Below are 18,338 nucleotides of genomic sequence, written 5' to 3'. Positions count from 1 at the left end.
GACGGTTGGGGTCTACGCTCTTCAAGGCTTCTGGAGACTGCCCGTGCCCCTGACCCGTTTGATCTGCGCCTGGCTACTGGTCGTTTCCAGCAGCGGCGCCGTGGCTCGCGAATATGCCTACAGCGATGCACACCTGCATTACGTCGATTTCTTCCAGGAAACCGCCGGCATGCCCAAGTTGCTCCAGGCGATTGCGGACAATCGCATTGAGCATGTGATGATTTCCGGTGTGCCGGTGGCCAAGAAATGGCATGAGGACGAGCCCAAGCGTCCACGCTATTACGCCGGTGACGATGCGGATGCCTATTGGTACAGCGCCACCGACGTGATTGTCGCCGCGGCGGTGAGCAAGCTGACCGACGAGCAGCGTCGGCACTTTCATCCATTCCTGTCGGGCTTCAATCCCAACGACAAGAACTCCGCCGCCCATATCCAGCGCATGCTCGATCTCTACCCGGGTTTGTGGCAAGGCATCGGCGAGGTCTTCACCCGCCATGACGATCTGACGGCGCTGACCTCAGGCGACACCCCAAGGGCCAACAACGAAGCCATGACGCGGATCTATCACCTGGCGGCCGAGAACGACCTGCCGGTGATGCTGCATTCCAACATCACTTCCAAGCGTGAGAAAAATCCGCTGTACCTGGCAGAAATCGAGGAGCCGTTGCGCAATCATCCGCACACGCGCTTCATCTGGGCCCACGCCGGTACCAGCATGGAAATCCATCGCCACCAGACCCGCTTGGATTTTCTGTTGCCGACCCTGACCCGCATGCTCGAGGCCTATCCCAATCTGTACATAGACCTTTCCTGGAGCGTGCTCACGCCGTACTTGCTGGACGAGGCGGGTAAGCCCCGGGATGAGTGGGTAACGCTGGTGGAGCGCTTTCCTGAGCGCTTCATGGTGGGCTCGGATGTCGTCGGGCGGTTCGACAGGTTGGGCAAGGAGCTGCGCAGCTTCGATCCGTTCCTCGATGCCTTGCCGCAAGACGTGGCGCGGAAGGTAGCGCGGGATAACTTTCTGGCGGTGTTGTGTGGGAGCAAGGCTTGCCCGCGATGAAGACGACGCCGGTTCTCGGGGAAACGAGGTGCCTGCATCGCGAGCAAGCTTTGCTCCCACAGAGCAACATCGCTTTGTCATCAGCCTGTCACTCCCGCGTCATACCCTCGCGCTCATCTCAATCAAGGAGCGCACTATGCACCTCACCCGTTCAAGCGCACTGGTCGCGCTGTTGTTGACCTGCGGCCTGGCACAGGCCGAAGTCCGTGTCGAAGGCCCGGTGGAGTACGGTGTTTTCGAAGGGCCGCAAGCCGAGCTGCAATCGGGAGAGCGGGTCCTGCGGCGCGGCAACGAGCAGATCCGCCAGACCGAGAGCGTGCCGGCGAAGCTGGGTACCAAGTTCGGCATGCGCTACCAGTTGGCCGGCAAGGTCGCGGATGACCAGCCGTTGACCCTGTTGTACTTCACCCCCGGCATCCGCACCCCTGATGGCGTGCGCCACGACAAGTTCGAGGTCATCCAGAAACTGGTGCCCGGCGCGCCCCAGGATGTCATGGCCTACGAATTCACCGAAAGCCACGAAGTGGTGCCGGGGGAGTGGCGGTTCATGGTGTTCCAGGGTGATCGGCTGCTGGCGCAGCAGCGGTTTGTCGTGCGCTGATTGAGGGAACACTGTGGGAGCGAGCTCGCTCCCACAATGAACTCAGGCATATTCGCCAGGCAAAAAAAACGCCCCGAACCAGTCGGGGCGTTTTTGTGTGCGGCGTAGCGGCGGGGCTTACTTGCCCTGCCAGCGCTTCAGTACCAGGGTGGCGTTGGTGCCGCCGAAGCCGAAGCTGTTGCTCATCACGGTATTGATGGTGGCGTTTTCGCGAGTCTTGGTCAGGATTGGCAGATCGGCTACTTCTGGGTCCAGCTCGTCGATGTTGGCCGAACCGGCCATGAAGTTGCCTTCCATCATCAGCATGCAGTAGATCGCTTCGTGAACGCCGGCGGCGCCCAGGGAGTGACCCGACAGGCTCTTGGTGGAGCTGATGGCCGGGGCATTGCCGCCGAACACTTCGCGCACACCTTTCATTTCCGCGACGTCGCCGACCGGGGTCGAGGTGCCGTGGGTGTTCAGGTAGTCGATCGGTGCATCAACGGTGGACATGGCCATCTGCATGCAACGGATGGCGCCTTCGCCACTTGGAGCGACCATGTCGTAGCCGTCGGAAGTGGCGCCGTAGCCGACGATTTCCGCGTAGATCTTGGCGCCACGGGCCAGGGCGTGTTCCAGCTCCTCGACCACCACCATGCCACCGCCGCCGGCGATGACGAAACCGTCACGGTCGGCATCGTAGGCACGGGAAGCTTTTTCCGGCGTGTCGTTGCGCTTGCTGGACAGGGCGCCCATGGCGTCGAACAGGAACGATTGGCTCCAATGTTCTTCTTCACCGCCGCCAGCGAACACGACGTCCTGCTTGCCCATCTGGATCTGTTCCATGGCGTTGCCAATGCAGTGGGCACTGGTGGCGCAGGCAGAGGCGATGGAGTAGTTCAGGCCCTTGATCTTGAACGGCGTGGCCAGGCAGGCGGAAACCGTGCTGCTCATGGTCCGCGTGACGCGGTATGGGCCAACGCGCTTGACGCCTTTCTCGCGCAGGATGTCCAGCGCTTCCATCTGATTCAAGGTGGAGGCGCCACCGGAACCGGCGATCAGGCCGGTGCGCGGGTTGGAAACCTGCTCTTCGGTCAGCCCGGAGTCAGCGATGGCGTCCTTCATGGCCAGGTAGGCGTAAGCCGCCGCGTGGCCGACGAAACGGTAGATCTTGCGATCGATCAGCTCTTCGAGGGAAGGTCAATGGAGCCGGAAACCTGGCTACGCAGACCCATTTCGGCATATTCCGGGTTGAACCGGATGCCAGGGCGACTTGCACGCAGGTTAGCGGAGACGGTCTCTTTGTCATTGCCCAGGCACGAAACGATGCCCAGACCAGTGATAACGACGCGGCGCATGCGGATAACCCTTAGAAGTTGTCAGTGGAGGTGAAAACGCCGACCCGAAGGCCTTCGGCGGTGTAGATCTCGCGACCATCCACGGCAACCGAACCATCGGCAATGGCCATGTTCAGCTTGCCCTTGAGGACGCGTTTGATATGAATGTTATAGGTGATTTTCTTGGCGGTCGGGAGGACCTGACCAAAGAACTTCACTTCGCCCGAACCCAGGGCGCGACCGCGACCCGGCAGGCCTTGCCAGCCGAGGAAGAAACCGACCAGTTGCCACATGGCGTCCAGGCCCAGGCAGCCCGGCATCACCGGATCACCTTCGAAGTGGCAGGCGAAGAACCACAGGTCCGGAGTGATATCCAGCTCGGCGACCAATTCACCTTTGCCGTACTTGCCACCCTCTTCGCTGATATGGGTGATGCGATCCACCATCAGCATGTTCGGGGCGGGCAGTTGCGCGTTACCTGGGCCGAACAGCTCACCGCGACTGCAGCGCAGCAGATCTTCCCGGGTAAAGGCGTTTTGTTTGGTCATGCGAGCTCCTCAATAGTCCCATGCGGCAGGGTGGGGCAAATCTTCCCGGCCGATCGAAGCGTTCATGCCTCGAGTCGACAGCCTACTCATAGACTATTGCGTTGTAGTGAAAGTCACAGCACACGGGAAATGAATGTACACCTGTGCACTGAAATTTTTATTCAAGCCCCAATCGAGGCTTGTTCGGGTGCCTAAGACTGCCGCACTTTCGCCTTTCACGCCAGTCACAGATGGTCCAGTGACCTGTTCTAGTTCACCCAGCGCTGCAGAATCTGCTGCAGGTCGTTCCTTTTGAACGGCTTGGCCAGGTAATCGTTCATGCCCGCCGCGAGGCAGGCTTCGCGGTCACCCTGCAAGGCGTTGGCCGTCAGGGCGATGATCGGCACCTCGCCGCAGCCTGGCAACTGACGGATCTGCCGCGTGGCTTCGTAGCCATCGATGATGGGCAATCGGCAATCCATGAGGATCGCTTCGAAAATCAGGCTTTCGGCGCTGCGTACAGCTTGGGCGCCATCGGTGGCGATGCTGACGGTGAAGCCGAGGCTGCGCAGCATGGCTTCGACCACCGTCTGGTTGACCGGATTGTCTTCCACCAGCAACACGTTGCGGCCTTCGCCATCGCCGCTGCCAACCGGCAGGCGCGGCGCCAGGATCGGTGGTGTCTGGCGCGACAGGGCCAGCGGGATTTCGAGGGTGAACACCGAGCCCTGGCCTTCTTCGCTCTGGGCCCGCAGCGTCCCGCCCATGCGCTCGGCCAGGGTACGGGCGATCGGCAGGCCCAGGCCGGTGCCGCCGTAGCGCCGGGAGATCGAATTGTCGGCCTGCTGGAAGGCGTCGAACATGCGCTCCAGGCTCTCTGCCGGGATACCGATGCCACTGTCGCGCACTGTGCAGGTGAACCACAGCAGTTCGTGGTCCAGGGCCTGCCACTGGCATTGCACGGTGACACGACCTTGCTCGGTGAATTTCAGTGCATTGCCGATCAGGTTGACCAGGATCTGCCGTATCCGCGTCGGATCGCCCTGGACCTGCAAGGCCTGCATGTCGTCCGGGACCAGCAGGTCCAGGCCCAGCTTGCGCTGCGCGGCGCTGTGCTGGAACGACTGCGCGCAACTGCTCACCAGCTCTGCCAGGTTGAACGGGATGTGCTCCAGCTCCAGGGCCGAGCGTTCGATGCGCGAGAAATCGAGGATGTCGTTGATCACCTTCAGCAGGTGTTCGGTGGATTCCGAGGCCAACGCCGTGTACTCGTGCTGCTCGTCGGTCATGCGGGTGGTTTCCAACAACTGCAGCATGCCCAGTACGCCGTTCATGGGCGTGCGCAGTTCATGGCTCATCATCGCCAGGAATTCGGACTTGGCGCTGTTGGCTTTTTCCGCTTCTTCGCGGGTCTTGATCAACTGTGCCATGGCCTGGTGCTGTTCGCGGCTGGCTTGCCCCAAACCATCGGCCAGGTTGTTGATGTGCCGCGACAAGGCCCCCAGTTCGGCGTCGTCGACGATGGGTAGCGGGGTGCTGTAGTCGCCTTGCTGGATGGCCTTGACCGCGTTGCCGATATCGCGGATCGGCCGGGACAGGTTGGTCGCCAGCCGGCGTGCCACCAGGAAGGTGAACAGCAGGGCGAACAGCGCCAGGATCGCGGCCTTGAACAGGATTTCCTGCTGCCGCTGACTGAAGGCGTCACTGGACATGCCGACGATCACGCGGCCCAGGTAATCTTCGCCGGAGGCCTCCACGGATGGGCTGTTGCCCTGCAGGAAGTCATTGTTCAGGGCGATGCGCTGCAGGCGCACCGGGGCCTGGAAGACTTCGACCTGTTGGGCACGGCTGCGGGTTTGCTCGGGTTGTTCGACGTACACCAGGACCTTGTCGGTGCTGTCCTGGACCTCCAGGAAGCGCACGTGCGGGGTTGCCAGGGTGGCGGTGAGCAGGCTTTCCAACACTTCTTTGTTGCCGGAAATCACCCCGTATTCCGTGGCAGGGGCCAGTTGGTTGGCGATCAGTTGCCCGGTGTGATTGAGTTCCTGGCGCAAGTCCTGGATCCGCACGAAGGTAAAGAAACTGATCAGCAGCACGGTCAGCAACAATGCCGGGCCGAGGGCGATGAGCTGGGTTCGGGTGTTGATGTCCCAACGGCGACGCAAGGTCATGGGCGGTGTTCTCCTTCGGCCAACGTTGCCGCGACGGATTCGGCATCAATCGGTTCGATCCCCAGTGAGCGGGAGACTTGCCGGTTGCCCAGGACCTTGAAACGGTCCGGATAGAGGGTGCGCGGCCAGGTGGTGGCGGGGCGGTCGAGCAGCTCGTCGAGAATCGCCAGCCAGTCTTGTTGGTCGCTATAGGTGCTGGCCAGGCTGCCGGCCTTGACGAACGCGGCGCTGGGCCCGATCAGGGCGCGTTGCCGGGCGTAGCTGCTGAGCAACAGGTTCTTCACGGTCTTGGGGTTGTACAAGTCGGGGTCATCGAGACCCAGCAGCACGTCGCTCTGGCCCAGCAGGTTTTGCAGGGGACGGCTGTCGTTGGTGTCGTCCCAGCGTTCGCTGACGATGGCCAGGCCCAGCGGTGCCGCGGCCTGTTGAATGTCCTTGAGCAGGAATTCGCTGTGGGTGTCGTAGAGCACGCCGACCCGTCGCACCTGCGGCAGGATGGTGCGAATCAGCCGCAATTGCCGCGCCATCGGTGGATCGCTCCACAGCAGGCTCAGGTGCGCAGGCGTTGCTTCGCCCAGGCGATCGCGGGCTTGCTGGCGGCTGATGCGCAGCACCAGGGTGGCCGGCCCCCGGGCGTCTTGCAGGCGCCAGTCGAGGCTGGGCAGGTCAAGCAGGACCAGGCGGACATTGCCCGGCAACTTGTCTGGCGCTGGCAGGTTGGCCAGCGGCGTGAACCGCACGCTGTCTTCGGGGCGCAGGGTTTTCAGGGCCTGGGTAAAAGATTGCACGCCGGGGCTGTCCTCGGCGCCGGTCAGCAGGATCTCGGCGGCCCGGGCCTCGATGGTCGCCAGCCAACCGGCAAACGCCAGGCATAGGGCTAGCGTCAGGCGGCCATGAAATGGCGTCTTGCGCGGTGGGCGTCGGGACATCTAGAAGGACAACTCCGCGCTGAAGTACACGACATGGCGGGAGTCGTAGCGGTTGTCGATAAAGGTGGTGGGCTGGTTATCCAGGCGTTGCTGCAGGACCCCCGCCAGTTCCAGGCTGGCCTTGCCCAGGGGAATGCGCCGGGCGAGGCGGGTGTCCATCCGTTCGTAGCGATAGCCATTGAGGGCGTCGGCGGCGTAATAGAACAACGCACTGTTCCAGCCTTGGCCCCAGTCCCGTAGCCAGCCGGCCGAACCGCTGTTGCGGGCGGTCAGTTGTTCGTCGAGGGGGTTGCTGGCCTGGGCGTCGACATAGGCATAGGTCAGGCGCAGGCGGTCGGTGCTGGTCAAGCGCCAGTCGAACTGGGTTTCGGCCCCGGAGAATTGCGATTCGTTGCTGTTGCTGGCGATGTACTGATTGTTGCGCAACGGTTCGCTGATCATGCCGGTGATTTCGTCATGGAACAGTTTCACATCGACCGCCAGCCCCAGGTCCACGAAATAACCGTTGTAGCCCAGTTCCCGGGAGCGCATGTGCTCTTGCTCCAGGTTGCCCGGGCCGCGGGTCCGGACGAAGTAACGGGCGCTGTTCTGGCCGAAGGCGGCGGGTTGCAGGTTGGTGACCTGATAGCTCCAGTTGACGTTGTTCTCGAACATGTCCGGGGAGCGCACGGCTTCGGAGTACACCGCCCGCAGGCCGTGGCGCGGGGTGATCAGGTAGTTGACCGCGACCCGTGGGGTCAGCGAGCTGCCGGTCAGGCGGGTGTCTTCGAACATCGCACCGCCCTGCAACAACCAATGTTCGGTGGCCCGCCATTCGAGCTGGCCGAACAGGCGCCACGTGGTGTCGTCCAGGGTGCCGTTGAAGTAGGTCTCCGAGTCGGCCCGGTCATAGCGATAGTTGGCGCCGGTGACCAGTCGCAGGCTGTCGGACAGGCTCAGGGTGTCCTGGATCTCCAGGTCGTAGCGCGATTCCCGGGCGCTTTGGTCGATATCGCCGCACAGGGTTTGCGAGGCGCCGTTGCGCCACTGGTCGAGCACCTGATTGGCCAACGTTTGTTCCTGTGGCGTGCCGGCTGGCGCGCCGCTGTTGATGTAGCTGGGGATATTGCGTGCCAGCTTCTCGGCATAGTTGGGGTTGAGCTGCCACAGGTCGGTCAGTTGCGGGCTGAAGGACACCTCGGCGTCGCAGGCGCGCCAGGTCTGCTGGCGATCCCAGTGCTGGATCGAGCCCTGTACATAAAGACTGTGGTTGGGGTCCAGGTCCAGGTTCCAGCGCAGTGAGCCGGCGTAGTCCTTGGCGATGACGTCGGAGTTATCGCCAGCGGCGGTAATCCCGGCAAACACCGGATGGTAGGTATAGGGCCGCTGATTGGTCCCGTCCTTGGCGCTCAATTGCCAATCGATACTTTGCTGCTCGTCCAACGTCTGGCTGACGGACAGGTTGAAGCGGTTCAGGCGGCGGCTGTCGCGGTAATCGGCGCCGTTGCGGTCGCTGTCAAAGCCATCGTCTTCCTGGCCGGACAGCGACAGCCGCAGGTCGCCGCCGTCCCAGCCGCTGCCCTGGCTGGCGTACCAGTCGCTTATGCCACGCTGGCCACGGGTGATTTTCAGCCGGGTGCCATGGCTGTCGGCCGGGGCGCGGGTGATGATATTGACCACCGCCATCAGCGCATTGGCGCCGTAGCTGACGGTGTTGGGGCCGCGGAAGACTTCGATCCGCTCGATGTCCTCCATAGCCACCGGAATATCGCTCCAGTCCACCGTGGCCAGGCCGGCGCGGTATACCGAGCGGCCGTCGATCAGCACTTGCATGCGGCGGGCTTCGCTGGCGTTGGTGCCATGGTAGTTCACGGCAGCCTGGTTGCCGCTGATGTTGCCGACCATCATGCCCGGCACCAGGCGCAGCAGTTCGCTGATATCGCGGGCGCCGCTGGCCTTGATCAACTCGCTGTCGAGCACGGTCATGCTGCCTGGCACTGCCGCTGGTGATTGCTTGAGGCGCGTGGCCGTCAGCACCTGGGGCATGGGCTGGCTGTCCACGAACAGGTCGTCGCCCAGCACTGGCGGGCTGATGATCAGTGCCAATAGCAGGGACGAACCTGGACGGGAAGGGCCAACGGACACGGCACAGCCTTTGAGATAGGGTGGATGGCGGGCATGTTAACCGAGCTGAACGACTTTTCCATTCGCGTTGACAGCATTTTCCTAGGAATTGATGGTCAGCTTCCTACAGCTGGTGGTAATTGTTGCCGGGGCTGGTCGCGCTCTGGCCGCTCCGTATAATGCCCCGCATTGCCACTTGGTATGGATGAACGGATTGCATATGACTGAACAGCGCCCGATTGCGGTCCTGGGAGGCGGGAGTTTCGGCACCGCCGTGGCTAACCTGCTGGCCGAGAATGGTCACCCGGTGCGCCAGTGGATGCGTGACCCGGAGCAGGCCGAGGCCATCCGGGTCAATCGCGAGAACCCGCGTTACCTCAAGGGCATCAAGATCCGCCCGGAAGTGGAACCGGTGACTGACTTGCAGGCAACCCTGGAGGGCAGCGACCTGTTCTTCGTCGCCTTGCCGTCCAGCGCCTTGCGTTCGGTGCTGGCGCCCTACGCGGAACGCTTGAGCGGCAAGCTGTTGGTGAGCCTGACCAAGGGCATCGAAGCCAAGACCTTCAAGCTGATGAGCGAGATTCTCGAAGAAATCGCGCCCAAGGCTCGGATCGGTGTGATCTCCGGGCCGAACCTGGCGCGGGAAATCGCTGAGCATGCGCTGACCGCTACGGTGGTCGCCAGTGAGGATGAGGAGCTGTGCCAGCGGGTCCAGGCGGCACTGCATGGCCGTACCTTCCGGGTCTACGCCAGTGCCGACCGTTTCGGTGTGGAGCTGGGCGGGGCGTTGAAGAACGTCTATGCCATCATCGCCGGCATGGCGGTGGCGCTGGGCATGGGCGAGAACACCAAGAGCATGCTGATCACCCGTGCGCTGGCGGAAATGACCCGCTTTGCCGTCAGTCAGGGCGCCAATCCGATGACCTTCCTGGGGTTGGCCGGCGTGGGCGACCTGATCGTCACCTGTTCCTCGCCCAAGAGCCGCAACTACCAGGTCGGTTTTGCCCTCGGCCAAGGCTTGAGCCTCGACGAGGCCGTGTCGCGCCTGGGTGAAGTGGCCGAAGGGGTCAATACCCTCAAGGTGCTCAAGGCCAAGTCCCAGGAGGCGGGGGTGTACATGCCACTGGTCGCCGGGTTGCACGCGATCCTGTTTGAAGGGCGCACGCTCGAACAGGTGATCGAGCTGTTGATGCGTGGCGAACCGAAGACCGATGTCGATTTCATTTCCACCAGCGGTTTCAACTGAACCTTTATTGACCGCAAGCAGGAGCGAGCCATGAACGATCCGCAAGGGCAACCCCAATACGAATCCATCCTGCTGCGTGTGCTGTGGATGGTGATTTACCTGCTGGTCTGGCAGGTGGCGCAATTCATCCTCGGCGCCGTGGTGCTGGTGCAGTTGATCTATCGGCTGATCTACGGCGCACCCAGTGCCAGCCTGATGAATTTCGGCGACAGCCTGAGCCAGTTCCTGGCCCAGATCGGTCGTTTCGGCACCTTTCACAGCGACCAGAAACCCTGGCCGTTCGCGGACTGGCCGACCCCGCGCACGCCGGAAGGTGAAGCACCTCACACCGTGGCGCCGGCCCCGCATCCCGCCCGGGACGAGGAGCCGAAGCTATGAAGTTGTGGGTGTTGCGTCATGGTGAGGCGGAGCCGTACGGTGCCCGTCCGGATCCGGAGCGGGCCCTGACGGCTCACGGTCGCGAGGAAGTGTTGCGCAGTGCCGCGCAATTGATCGGCCAGCCCCTGGCCGCCATTTACGCAAGTCCCTACTTGCGCGCCCAACAGACCGCACAACTGGTGCGCGAAGCGCTGGGTTTTCAGCCTGAGCTGATCACGGTGAACTGGCTCACTCCGGACACCCGGCCGCAAAAAGTCCTGGAGCGCCTCGAGGACCAGGACAATGTGCTGCTGGTCAGTCATAACCCCTTGGTGGGCAGCTTGCTAGGCTTTCTGCAGCACGGCCATCTGCAGCACCCCGAGCAAGTGCAAACCGCCGGCCTGGCCGAGCTGGAAGGCGACATGCCGCTGGCCGGGGCGATGAAGCTCAAAGGGATCAGGCATCCCTGAGCAGATCGATTGCAGGACTGGGTAAAACAACAATCACACAGGAAGGGCAACGATGAGTCTGTGGCGCACCACCCCCAACATCGAGCAACTGAACGCCGCCGGTAAAAACACCATCAGTGAAGTGCTGGACATTCGTTTCGAGTCGTTCGACGACGAATCCCTGACCGCCAGCATGGTGGTCGATCATCGCACTCACCAGCCGTTCGGCCTGCTGCATGGCGGTGCTTCGGTGGTGTTGGCCGAAACGGTCGGGTCCATGGCGGCCTATCTCTGTGTCGATGCCAGCAAGTTCTATTGCGTGGGCCTGGAGATCAACGCCAACCATCTGCGCGGCGTGCGCAGCGGACGGGTGACCGCCACGGCCCGGATGGTCCACCTGGGCCGCACCACCCAGGTCTGGGACATTCGCCTGGTCAATGACGAGGGCAAGGTCAACTGCGTGTCGCGCCTGACCATGGCCGTGGTGCCGCTGGGCGAGCAACCGCCGGCGCGTTGATGTTCTAGCTGGACGCAATCCTGTCATGGGGTGATTTCCTGTGGGAGAAGGCTTGCCCGCGATGGCGTCGACGCGCAACACCTGATCCACCCCAGCGTCTGCATCGCGGGCGAGCCTTGCTCCCACAAGTCTCCTCGCCACATGGGGCAGTGCTTACCGCTTGATAGCCCCATAGCCCAAGCCCGACTGTCATCATTCCTGTCAGTTACGGTCATTGCCGTGCCGTCGGGTTCTGCGGACAATCTGCCCCAGTTCCCCCAATGGATCGGCTGTCATGTCGCAACAGATTTTTTTCGCCCACGCCAACGGTTTTCCCTCGGCCACCTACGGCAAACTGTTCGCCGCGCTGGCGCCGCAGTACCAGGTCGCGCATCTGGAGTTGCACGGTCATGACCCGCGTTTCCCGGTGGACGATAACTGGCACAACCTGGTGGACGAACTGATTCATCACCTGGAGCAGCAACCGGCGCCGGTGTGGGGCGTTGGTCACTCCCTGGGCGGCGTGCTGCACCTGCACGCGGCGTTGCGCTGCCCCCAGTTGTATCGCGGCGTGGTCATGCTCGATTCGCCGGTGCTGACCCGTACCGACCAGTGGGTGATCCTGGCCGCCAAGCGCCTGGGCTTCATCGACCGCCTGACACCCGCGGGCCGGACCCTGGGTCGGCGTGAGGAGTTCGCTGACCTGGAGTCCGCCCGGCAGTATTTTGCCGGCAAGACCCTGTTCCGCGGCTTTGACCCGGATTGCTTCGACGCCTACCTGCAACACGGCCTGCAACAAGTCGGCGACCGGCTGCGACTGCGCTTTGACCCTGCCACCGAAATCAGCATTTACCGCGGCGTGCCGCACACCAGCCCCGGACGGCCCCGCAAGCTCAAGGTGCCGCTGGCCGTGGTGCGCGGCCGGCAGAGTCGCGTGGTGATGCGTCATCACACCCGTTCGGTGGGGCGCATGCTCCATGGCGAATCCCTGAGCATGCCCGGCGGCCATATGTTCCCCCTCGAACGTCCACAGGACACGGCCAACCTGCTCAAGAACCTGTTCCAGCGTTGGGAAGGGCGCAGCGCATGAGTGTGGTCGAGGAAGTCCGCCTGAGCTTGCCGCACATCGAACTGGCGGCCCACCTGTTCGGGCCGGAAGACGGACTGCCGGTAATTGCCCTGCATGGTTGGCTGGACAACGCCAACAGCTTCGCCCGCCTGGCGCCCAGGCTCGAGGGCCTGCGGGTGATTGCCCTGGACATGGCCGGCCACGGTCACTCCGGGCATCGGCCGCCCGGTGCCGGTTATGCCCTCTGGGACTATGCCCACGATGTGCTGCAAGTCGCCGAACAACTGGGCTTGAAGCGTTTCGCTCTGTTGGGGCATTCCATGGGCGCCATTGTCTCGCTGGTGCTGGCCGGCTCCTTGCCGGAGCGGGTGACGCACCTGGGGCTGATCGACGGGGTGATTCCTCCGACAGCCAAAGGCGATAACGCGGCCGAGCGCATGGGCATGGCCCTGCAAGCCCAGTTGGATCTGCAGCAGAAACGCAAGCCGGTCTACAAAACCCTGGAGCGGGCCATCGAAGCGCGGATGAAGGGGCTGGTGGCGGTCAGCCGCGAGGCCGCTGAACTGTTGGCCCAGCGTGGCCTGATGCCGGTGCCCGGGGGCTATACCTGGCGCACCGACAACCGCCTGACCTTGCCATCGCCTTTGCGCCTGACCGATGAACAGGCCATGGCGTTCGTGGCGCGGGTCGCTTGTCCGGCGCATCTGGTGGTGGCGGCCGACGGCATGCTGGCCCAGCACCCGGCGTTGCTGGAGCGTCTACCCTTCAGTCATGAGCAGTTGCCCGGCGGCCATCATCTACACCTGAACGACGAGGTCGGTGCCACGCTTGTAGCAGACTGTTTCAATCGGTTCTTCACCGTTCCTTGACTTGCGGCGGGCAACTGTCGAGGCTGGGCGGGTTGAAAGGGAGACAACCATGACAGACCTCTGTTTATCAGCCTCGCGGTGCATCGACGACGCCCGTTGCGTCCAAGCGTCCCAGGCCAAGCCGACCCGATGAAATTATCCGTTCACTCACTCGTCCTGCTGGTGCTGGCCTGCTTCAGCCCGGCGTCGTTCGCCGCCGATGTGCCAGGCAGTCGCGACCTGGAGCGTGTGCCGCGCATGCCCGACGCGCAGATTGTCGATTACCGGCAGACCAGCGACCTGGAACGCGTCTACCCCATGGGCTCGATCCGCAAGATCAGCGGCCAGCTGCGCTTCGACGGCCAGGTCGATGCCCGTGGGAACGTCACGTCGGTCACCTACGAACTGCCGCCGGAACATTCCGCCACCCAGGCCTTTACCGCAGCGCGCGAAGCGTTGCAGAAACAGGGCGCCGAGCTGTTGTTCTGGTGTCAGGCCCGCGATTGCGGCGAAAGCAGCCTGTGGGCCAACGACGTCTTCGGCAACTCCAAGCTCTATGGCGCCGACAACGGCCAGGCCTTCCTGCTGCTGCGCCTGGCGCCACCGACGGACAACACACTGATTGCGCTGTATGCCATCACCCGCGGCAATCGCAAGGCCTACCTGCATGTCGAGCAGTTCGAGGCGAGCGCAGCGCTGGGGGACCTGTTGCCGACGTCGGCCACGCTGCTGCGCCAGCTCAAGGACACAGGGGTCCTGGATTTGCCGCGTCTTGCCGGTGAGCCGGACGATACCTGGTTGCGCCTGTTGTCCCGGGCGCTGAACCTGGACACGGGCTTGCGGGTCAGTATCGCCGGGCCCCGGGCCGAGGATTGGCTTGAGGCTCTGGCGGGCCAGGGCGTTCGGGCGGCGCGCATGGAGGCCGCCAGCGGCGAGGCGGCGGGATTGCATCTGGAGTTGCTGCGCTAAGCTGTTTCGGGGCGGCGGCTTTCACGCCGTTGCCTCGCTCCTGTTCATTTTTTCGAGACCCTACATGATCAATAACGATCGGCTGTTGGTGCAGATCCTGCTCCTGGTGTTGTTCGGTGCAAGCCTCTGGGTCATGGCGCCGTTCTGGTCGGCGCTGTTCTGGGGCGCGGTGCTGGCGTTCGCCAGTTGGCCGCTGATGCGCCTGCTGACCCGCTGGGTCAATGGCCGCGAATCCCTGGCGGCGGCGTTGCTGACGGTGGGTTGGATGCTGCTGGTGGCGGTGCCGCTGGTGTGGCTGGGTTTCAACCTGGCCGACCATGTGCGCGATGCCACCGCATTCATCAAGGACGCACAGGTCGACGGCCTGCCCGAAGCCCCGACCTGGTTGGCCGGTGTACCGCTGGTGGGCGAACGGCTGGTCGGCATCTGGAACAGCATCGACCAGCAGGGGGCCGCGCTGATGGTGTCCGCCAGGCCTTACCTGGGACAGGTCGGCAACTGGCTGCTGGCCCGCAGTGCGCAGATCGGCGGCGGCATACTCGAACTGACCCTGAGCATCGTGTTCGTGTTCTTTTTCTATCGCGACGGCCCGCGCCTGGCGGTGTTCGTCCACGGGTTGCTGGAGCGTCTGATCGGCGACCGCGCCGGTTACTACATCGAACTGGTGGCCGGTACGGTGCAACGGGTGGTCAACGGCGTGATTGGCACTGCGGCAGCCCAGGCCGTGCTGGCGCTGATCGGCTTCCTGATCGCCGGGGTCCCGGGGGCGCTGGTACTGGGTATCGTCACGTTCCTGTTGAGCCTGATCCCCATGGGGCCACCGCTGGTGTGGATCCCTGCCACGGCGTGGCTGGCGTGGAAGGGTGAGTACGGGATGGCGGTGTTTCTTGGCATCTGGGGCACGTTCATCATCAGTGGCGTGGACAACGTGCTCAAGCCGTACCTGATCAGCCGTGGCGGAAACCTGCCCCTGGTCATCGTGCTGCTGGGGGTGTTCGGCGGGTTGATCGCCTTCGGTTTCATCGGCCTGTTCATCGGCCCGACCCTGCTGGCGGTGGCGTATAGCCTGTTGACGGACTGGAGCAAGAGCCAGGCGCGGTAACCCACCCCAGAGGCAAGCACAAACCTTTGTGGCGAGGGGATAAATCCCCTCGCCACAAGTGAGTTTCAATCCAGGCTTGCCGGTGAATCAGGTCGCCACGTTCAGGTGTTTCCCTACAGTGGCGACGTTATCCAGCGAGTATTGCCGGCTGAGGTTGGCGATCATTCTGTTCAACGCCTCGCTGACATTGGCCTGTTCGGTGGAGCTGTCGCTGCGGCGACCGGCCTGCAAGGCGTTGTTGAATTCGTCGCTGCTGACGCCACCGCTGCTGTCGCTGTCGAGTGCTTCCATCAGCATCGCGCTGGTGTCGGTGCTCGTGGACGTACCGTTGCTGGCCTGCAAGGCGCTGCTCAGTTCGCTGGCGGTGACGGTGGCGTCGCCATCGGCATCGAGCTGGCTGAACAACTCTTCACTGGAGGCCTGTTGCGGTGGTGGCGGTGGCGCAAGGCTGGCGGCGAGTTCGTCGAGGCTGACAGTGCCGTCTTCATTCTTGTCCAACGCCGAGAACACTTGCTGGCTGTCGGCATCGCTGTCCGTGCTGGCCAGGCCGTTGCTCAACTCATCGCTGCTGACCACGCCATCACCGTCGGTGTCCAGGACGCTGAGCAGCGCATCGGCCAGTTCGGTACTCGGTGCCTGGTCGCGTGGTGGAGGAGGTGGCGGCGCCATTGCGGCCATTTCCTCGCTGCTCAGGTCACCACTGCCGTCACTGTCCAGGTCGCCAAAATTGTCGCTCAGGCTGACCAGGATGCCGTCGTCGCTTTTTTGCGACAGGGCGGTGCTCAACTCTTCCTGATTGACCGAACCGTCGCCGTCACTGTCGAGCTTGTTCAGCAGTTCCTTTTGAAACTGCTGGCTGCGGGCACTGCTGGTTGCGGTACTGCTGGTGCTGGTATAGGTCGAGTAACTGCTGACGCTACCAATCATGGGCGCTCTCCTTGGGCTGGGATAGCCGGTGAGTGCACCGGCTTATGCAGCCTCGGCGGGGTAGTTGTCGTGGGTATGTGGGGTTTGTACCGAGAGAAATACACAGCGTTCGCTCCCACAGGGGAGATAAGAGGGCTTAGAGACGAGGCAGGCTGATCACCGCCGTCAACCCGCCCCCTGGCGTCTCTTCCAGGATCAATTGCCCGCCCAGGCGTTCGGTGGCTTCCCGGGCGATGGTCATGCCCAGGCCGACGCCGCCGGAGTTGCGGTTGCGCGAGCCTTCCAGGCGAAAGAACGGTTCGAACACCGCCTCGCGTTTGTCCGCCGCGATACCGGGACCATGGTCGATGACTCGAATCAGCACCTGCTTATGTTGGTCTTCCAGGCTAATCAAGGCATGGCCGGCGTAGCGCAGGGCATTGTCGATGAGGTTGTTGAGGCACGAACGCAACGCCATCGGTTGCACCTGCAGCGGCGCGCAGGTGCCGCTGACCTGCACATCGGCGCCCTGGTCCTGGGCGTTTTCGCTCAACGATTCCACCAAGGCCTGCACGTCCATCCATTGCAGCGCTTCACTGGTGCGTTGTTCGTGCAAGTAGGTGAGGGTGGCATCGAGCATGCCGATCATATCGTCCAGGTCCTGGCGCATCTGGCCTTGCAGCTTGATGTCATCGATCTGCTCCAGGCGCAGCTTGAGCCGCGAAAGCGGCGTGCGCAGGTCATGGGACACCGCGCCGAGCATGCGCGAACGCTGCTGCACCTGCTCGAGAATCCGTTGCTGCATCAGGTTGAACGTATGGGCCGCCTGTCGCGCTTCACGGGGGCCGTTTTCATCCAGCGGCGGGCTGTCGAGGTTTTCGCTCAGGCGCTCGGCTGCATCGCTCAGGCGCTGGATGGGGCGGGTCAGGAGCTTGGCGCCATACCAGGCCGCGACGATCAGGAACACGAATTGAAAGGTCAGCGGCACCACCGGGCCGCCGAACCAGGGCCGCGCAGGACGATTAGGGGGCGGGCCGAAGCGCGGGGGGCCTTCGGCTTGTCGGGAAAATTGCGGCGGTGGCCCGGGAGGCGGTCTGTCGTAGTGAGAAAACCAGGCAAACGCCAACAGATGCGCCAGGACAATCGCCAGCAGCAGCACGCCAAACAGGCGGCCGAACAGGGAGTCGAGGCGCAGTTGCATCAACCGATGTCCCGCGCGTCGAACAAGTAGCCCTCACCGCGCACGGTCTTGATCAGTTGCGGGGCCTTGGGGTCGTCGCCCAGCTTCTGGCGCAGGCGTGATACAAGCAGGTCGATGCTGCGGTCGAAGGCCTCGATGGAGCGCCCGCGAGCGGCGTCCAGCAGTTGTTCGCGGCTGAGCACTCGGCGCGGCCGTTCGATGAAGACCCACAACAGGCGGAACTCGGCATTGGACAGCGGCACCACCAGCCCATCGGCGGAGATCAGTTGGCGCAGTACGCTGTTGAGCCGCCAGTTGTCGAAACGGATATTGGCCCGCTGCTCGCTGCGGTCGTCGCGCACTCGGCGCAGGATGGTCTGGATACGCGCCACCAGCTCCCTGGGTTCGAACGGCTTGGCCATGTAGTCATCGGCGCCCAGCTCCAGGCCGATGATGCGGTCGGTGGGCTCGCAGCGGGCGGTGAGCATCAGGATCGGGATGTCCGATTCGGCGCGCAGCCAGCGGCACAACTGCAAGCCATCTTCACCCGGCAGCATCAGGTCGAGCACGATCACGTCGAAGTGTTCGGCCTGCATCGCCTGGCGCATGGCCGCGCCATCGGTCACGCCGCTAGCCCTTATGCTGAAGCGGGCCAGGTAGTCGATCAGCAGCTCGCGGATCGGCACGTCGTCATCGACGATCAGCGCGCGGGTGTTCCAGCGCTTGTCATCGTCGAGCACTTTTTGATCGTCAGAATTTGCAACAGGGGTGTTCTGCATGGATGCATCATCTGCCAGGTAGGCTGCCAACCGCAAAGTAGGCGGCGAGGTTGAGCCCTCAGCATAGGCTTCGTGCCGTGAGGCGTGAAGCGCTGAAAGGACGGGTTGCGGCGGCGGACGGTAGCGTGTGGACGTGTTGTACGCATGTCATGAGTGTATCGGCTTCGACACAAAGGCCGGTATCGTCCATGCTGCAGGGGGACGATGAGATTTACCGATCATCGGGTCCC

17 protein-coding genes and 1 pseudogene are annotated in these 18,338 nt (G+C 63.2%); 10 read left to right on the top strand and 8 right to left on the bottom strand.

Annotation, left to right across the window (positions count from 1 at the left end; all coding sequences use genetic code 11):
• Positions 1-43: 43 nt before the first annotated feature.
• Positions 44-1,060 (top strand): amidohydrolase family protein, encoded by a 1,017-nt coding sequence (locus KI235_RS22035; protein WP_003204407.1) that lies wholly within the window; start codon positions 44-46, stop codon positions 1,058-1,060.
• Positions 1,061-1,196: 136 nt separating this feature from the next.
• Positions 1,197-1,661 carry a DUF3859 domain-containing protein gene (locus KI235_RS22030; RefSeq protein WP_003204405.1) on the top strand — a complete coding sequence of 155 codons (465 nt, stop codon included), beginning with the start codon at positions 1,197-1,199 and terminating at the stop codon, positions 1,659-1,661.
• A gap of 117 nt (positions 1,662-1,778) precedes the next feature.
• On the opposite strand, the pseudogene fabB reads toward KI235_RS22030, so the two are convergent.
• From fabB to KI235_RS22005, 5 genes and pseudogenes are all read right to left on the bottom strand, one after another.
• A pseudogene (gene fabB, locus KI235_RS22025) lies at positions 1,779-2,998 on the bottom strand (beta-ketoacyl-ACP synthase I).
• An 11-nt stretch (positions 2,999-3,009) separates the two neighbouring features.
• Complete coding sequence (fabA, locus tag KI235_RS22020; protein ID WP_003204400.1) at positions 3,010-3,525, bottom strand: 3-hydroxyacyl-[acyl-carrier-protein] dehydratase FabA; 516 nt, start codon at positions 3,523-3,525, stop codon at positions 3,010-3,012.
• A gap of 248 nt (positions 3,526-3,773) precedes the next feature.
• On the bottom strand, positions 3,774-5,675 hold the full coding sequence (locus tag KI235_RS22015; RefSeq protein WP_003204399.1) for an ATP-binding protein: 1,902 nt from the start codon (positions 5,673-5,675) through the stop codon (positions 3,774-3,776).
• On the bottom strand, positions 5,672-6,604 hold the full coding sequence (locus tag KI235_RS22010; RefSeq protein WP_003204397.1) for an ABC transporter substrate-binding protein: 933 nt from the start codon (positions 6,602-6,604) through the stop codon (positions 5,672-5,674). The genes KI235_RS22015 and KI235_RS22010 overlap by 4 nt, the downstream gene beginning before the upstream one ends.
• On the bottom strand, positions 6,605-8,728 hold the full coding sequence (locus tag KI235_RS22005) for a TonB-dependent receptor (protein WP_003204396.1): 2,124 nt from the start codon (positions 8,726-8,728) through the stop codon (positions 6,605-6,607). It lies immediately after the preceding gene.
• A 199-nt stretch (positions 8,729-8,927) separates the two neighbouring features.
• Here KI235_RS22005 and KI235_RS22000 point away from each other — a divergent pair, with 199 nt between their 5' ends.
• The 8 genes from KI235_RS22000 (at position 8,928) to KI235_RS21965 (ending at position 15,243) form a co-directional block, all read left to right on the top strand.
• The gene (locus tag KI235_RS22000; protein ID WP_003204394.1) at positions 8,928-9,953 is read left to right on the top strand and encodes an NAD(P)H-dependent glycerol-3-phosphate dehydrogenase; all 1,026 of its coding nucleotides are present in this window, start codon (positions 8,928-8,930) and stop codon (positions 9,951-9,953) included.
• A 30-nt stretch (positions 9,954-9,983) separates the two neighbouring features.
• Positions 9,984-10,331, top strand: coding sequence for a DUF4389 domain-containing protein (locus KI235_RS21995; protein WP_003204392.1), 348 nt, complete (start codon positions 9,984-9,986; stop codon positions 10,329-10,331).
• On the top strand, positions 10,328-10,780 hold the full coding sequence (gene sixA / locus KI235_RS21990) for a phosphohistidine phosphatase SixA (RefSeq protein ID WP_003204390.1): 453 nt from the start codon (positions 10,328-10,330) through the stop codon (positions 10,778-10,780). The genes KI235_RS21995 and sixA overlap by 4 nt, the downstream gene beginning before the upstream one ends.
• Positions 10,781-10,832: 52 nt before the next feature.
• The gene (locus tag KI235_RS21985) at positions 10,833-11,276 is read left to right on the top strand and encodes a hotdog fold thioesterase (RefSeq protein ID WP_003204388.1); all 444 of its coding nucleotides are present in this window, start codon (positions 10,833-10,835) and stop codon (positions 11,274-11,276) included.
• A gap of 274 nt (positions 11,277-11,550) precedes the next feature.
• Complete coding sequence (locus KI235_RS21980; protein WP_013694026.1) at positions 11,551-12,345, top strand: alpha/beta hydrolase; 795 nt, start codon at positions 11,551-11,553, stop codon at positions 12,343-12,345.
• Complete coding sequence (locus KI235_RS21975) at positions 12,342-13,193, top strand: alpha/beta hydrolase (protein WP_003204383.1); 852 nt, start codon at positions 12,342-12,344, stop codon at positions 13,191-13,193. The genes KI235_RS21980 and KI235_RS21975 overlap by 4 nt, the downstream gene beginning before the upstream one ends.
• 129 nt (positions 13,194-13,322) lie before the next feature.
• On the top strand, positions 13,323-14,141 hold the full coding sequence (locus KI235_RS21970) for a DUF4892 domain-containing protein (RefSeq protein WP_003204380.1): 819 nt from the start codon (positions 13,323-13,325) through the stop codon (positions 14,139-14,141).
• A gap of 64 nt (positions 14,142-14,205) precedes the next feature.
• On the top strand, positions 14,206-15,243 hold the full coding sequence (locus tag KI235_RS21965) for an AI-2E family transporter (RefSeq protein WP_003204378.1): 1,038 nt from the start codon (positions 14,206-14,208) through the stop codon (positions 15,241-15,243).
• Positions 15,244-15,330: 87 nt separating this feature from the next.
• On the opposite strand, the gene xopAW is transcribed toward KI235_RS21965, so the two are convergent.
• The 3 genes from xopAW to KI235_RS21950 form a co-directional block, all read right to left on the bottom strand.
• Positions 15,331-16,170 carry an EF-hand domain-containing protein gene (gene xopAW / locus KI235_RS21960; protein ID WP_013694024.1) on the bottom strand — a complete coding sequence of 280 codons (840 nt, stop codon included), beginning with the start codon at positions 16,168-16,170 and terminating at the stop codon, positions 15,331-15,333.
• A gap of 136 nt (positions 16,171-16,306) precedes the next feature.
• Positions 16,307-17,350, bottom strand: coding sequence for an ATP-binding protein (locus KI235_RS21955; protein ID WP_003204373.1), 1,044 nt, complete (start codon positions 17,348-17,350; stop codon positions 16,307-16,309).
• Entirely contained in the window at positions 17,350-18,108 is a 759-nt protein-coding gene (locus KI235_RS21950; RefSeq protein WP_003204371.1) for a response regulator, read from the bottom strand. Before KI235_RS21950 ends, KI235_RS21955 begins: the two co-directional genes overlap by 1 nt.
• Between the last annotated feature and the right edge of the window lie 230 nt (positions 18,109-18,338).

The sequence above is a fragment of the Pseudomonas sp. St386 genome, assembly GCF_018325865.1.
Lineage (GTDB): Bacteria > Pseudomonadota > Gammaproteobacteria > Pseudomonadales > Pseudomonadaceae > Aquipseudomonas > Aquipseudomonas brassicacearum.
Note: the sequence above shows the minus strand (reverse complement) of the source record. Positions and strands in the feature narration are given on the sequence as shown.

What these genes read in the sequence shown, in the direction of transcription:
- KI235_RS22030 (WP_003204405.1), top strand. Translation starts at nt 1,197, where the DNA reads ATGCACCTCACCCGTTCAAGCGCACTGGTCGCGCTGTTGTTGACCTGC.
- fabA (WP_003204400.1), bottom strand. Translation starts at nt 3,525, where the DNA reads ATGACCAAACAAAACGCCTTTACCCGGGAAGATCTGCTGCGCTGCAGT.
- KI235_RS22015 (WP_003204399.1), bottom strand. Translation starts at nt 5,675, where the DNA reads ATGACCTTGCGTCGCCGTTGGGACATCAACACCCGAACCCAGCTCATC.
- KI235_RS22010 (WP_003204397.1), bottom strand. Translation starts at nt 6,604, where the DNA reads ATGTCCCGACGCCCACCGCGCAAGACGCCATTTCATGGCCGCCTGACG.
- KI235_RS22000 (WP_003204394.1), top strand. Translation starts at nt 8,928, where the DNA reads ATGACTGAACAGCGCCCGATTGCGGTCCTGGGAGGCGGGAGTTTCGGC.
- KI235_RS21995 (WP_003204392.1), top strand. Translation starts at nt 9,984, where the DNA reads ATGAACGATCCGCAAGGGCAACCCCAATACGAATCCATCCTGCTGCGT.
- sixA (WP_003204390.1), top strand. Translation starts at nt 10,328, where the DNA reads ATGAAGTTGTGGGTGTTGCGTCATGGTGAGGCGGAGCCGTACGGTGCC.
- KI235_RS21985 (WP_003204388.1), top strand. Translation starts at nt 10,833, where the DNA reads ATGAGTCTGTGGCGCACCACCCCCAACATCGAGCAACTGAACGCCGCC.
- KI235_RS21980 (WP_013694026.1), top strand. Translation starts at nt 11,551, where the DNA reads ATGTCGCAACAGATTTTTTTCGCCCACGCCAACGGTTTTCCCTCGGCC.
- KI235_RS21975 (WP_003204383.1), top strand. Translation starts at nt 12,342, where the DNA reads ATGAGTGTGGTCGAGGAAGTCCGCCTGAGCTTGCCGCACATCGAACTG.
- KI235_RS21970 (WP_003204380.1), top strand. Translation starts at nt 13,323, where the DNA reads ATGAAATTATCCGTTCACTCACTCGTCCTGCTGGTGCTGGCCTGCTTC.
- KI235_RS21965 (WP_003204378.1), top strand. Translation starts at nt 14,206, where the DNA reads ATGATCAATAACGATCGGCTGTTGGTGCAGATCCTGCTCCTGGTGTTG.
- xopAW (WP_013694024.1), bottom strand. Translation starts at nt 16,170, where the DNA reads ATGATTGGTAGCGTCAGCAGTTACTCGACCTATACCAGCACCAGCAGT.
- KI235_RS21955 (WP_003204373.1), bottom strand. Translation starts at nt 17,350, where the DNA reads ATGCAACTGCGCCTCGACTCCCTGTTCGGCCGCCTGTTTGGCGTGCTG.
- KI235_RS21950 (WP_003204371.1), bottom strand. Translation starts at nt 18,108, where the DNA reads ATGCAGAACACCCCTGTTGCAAATTCTGACGATCAAAAAGTGCTCGAC.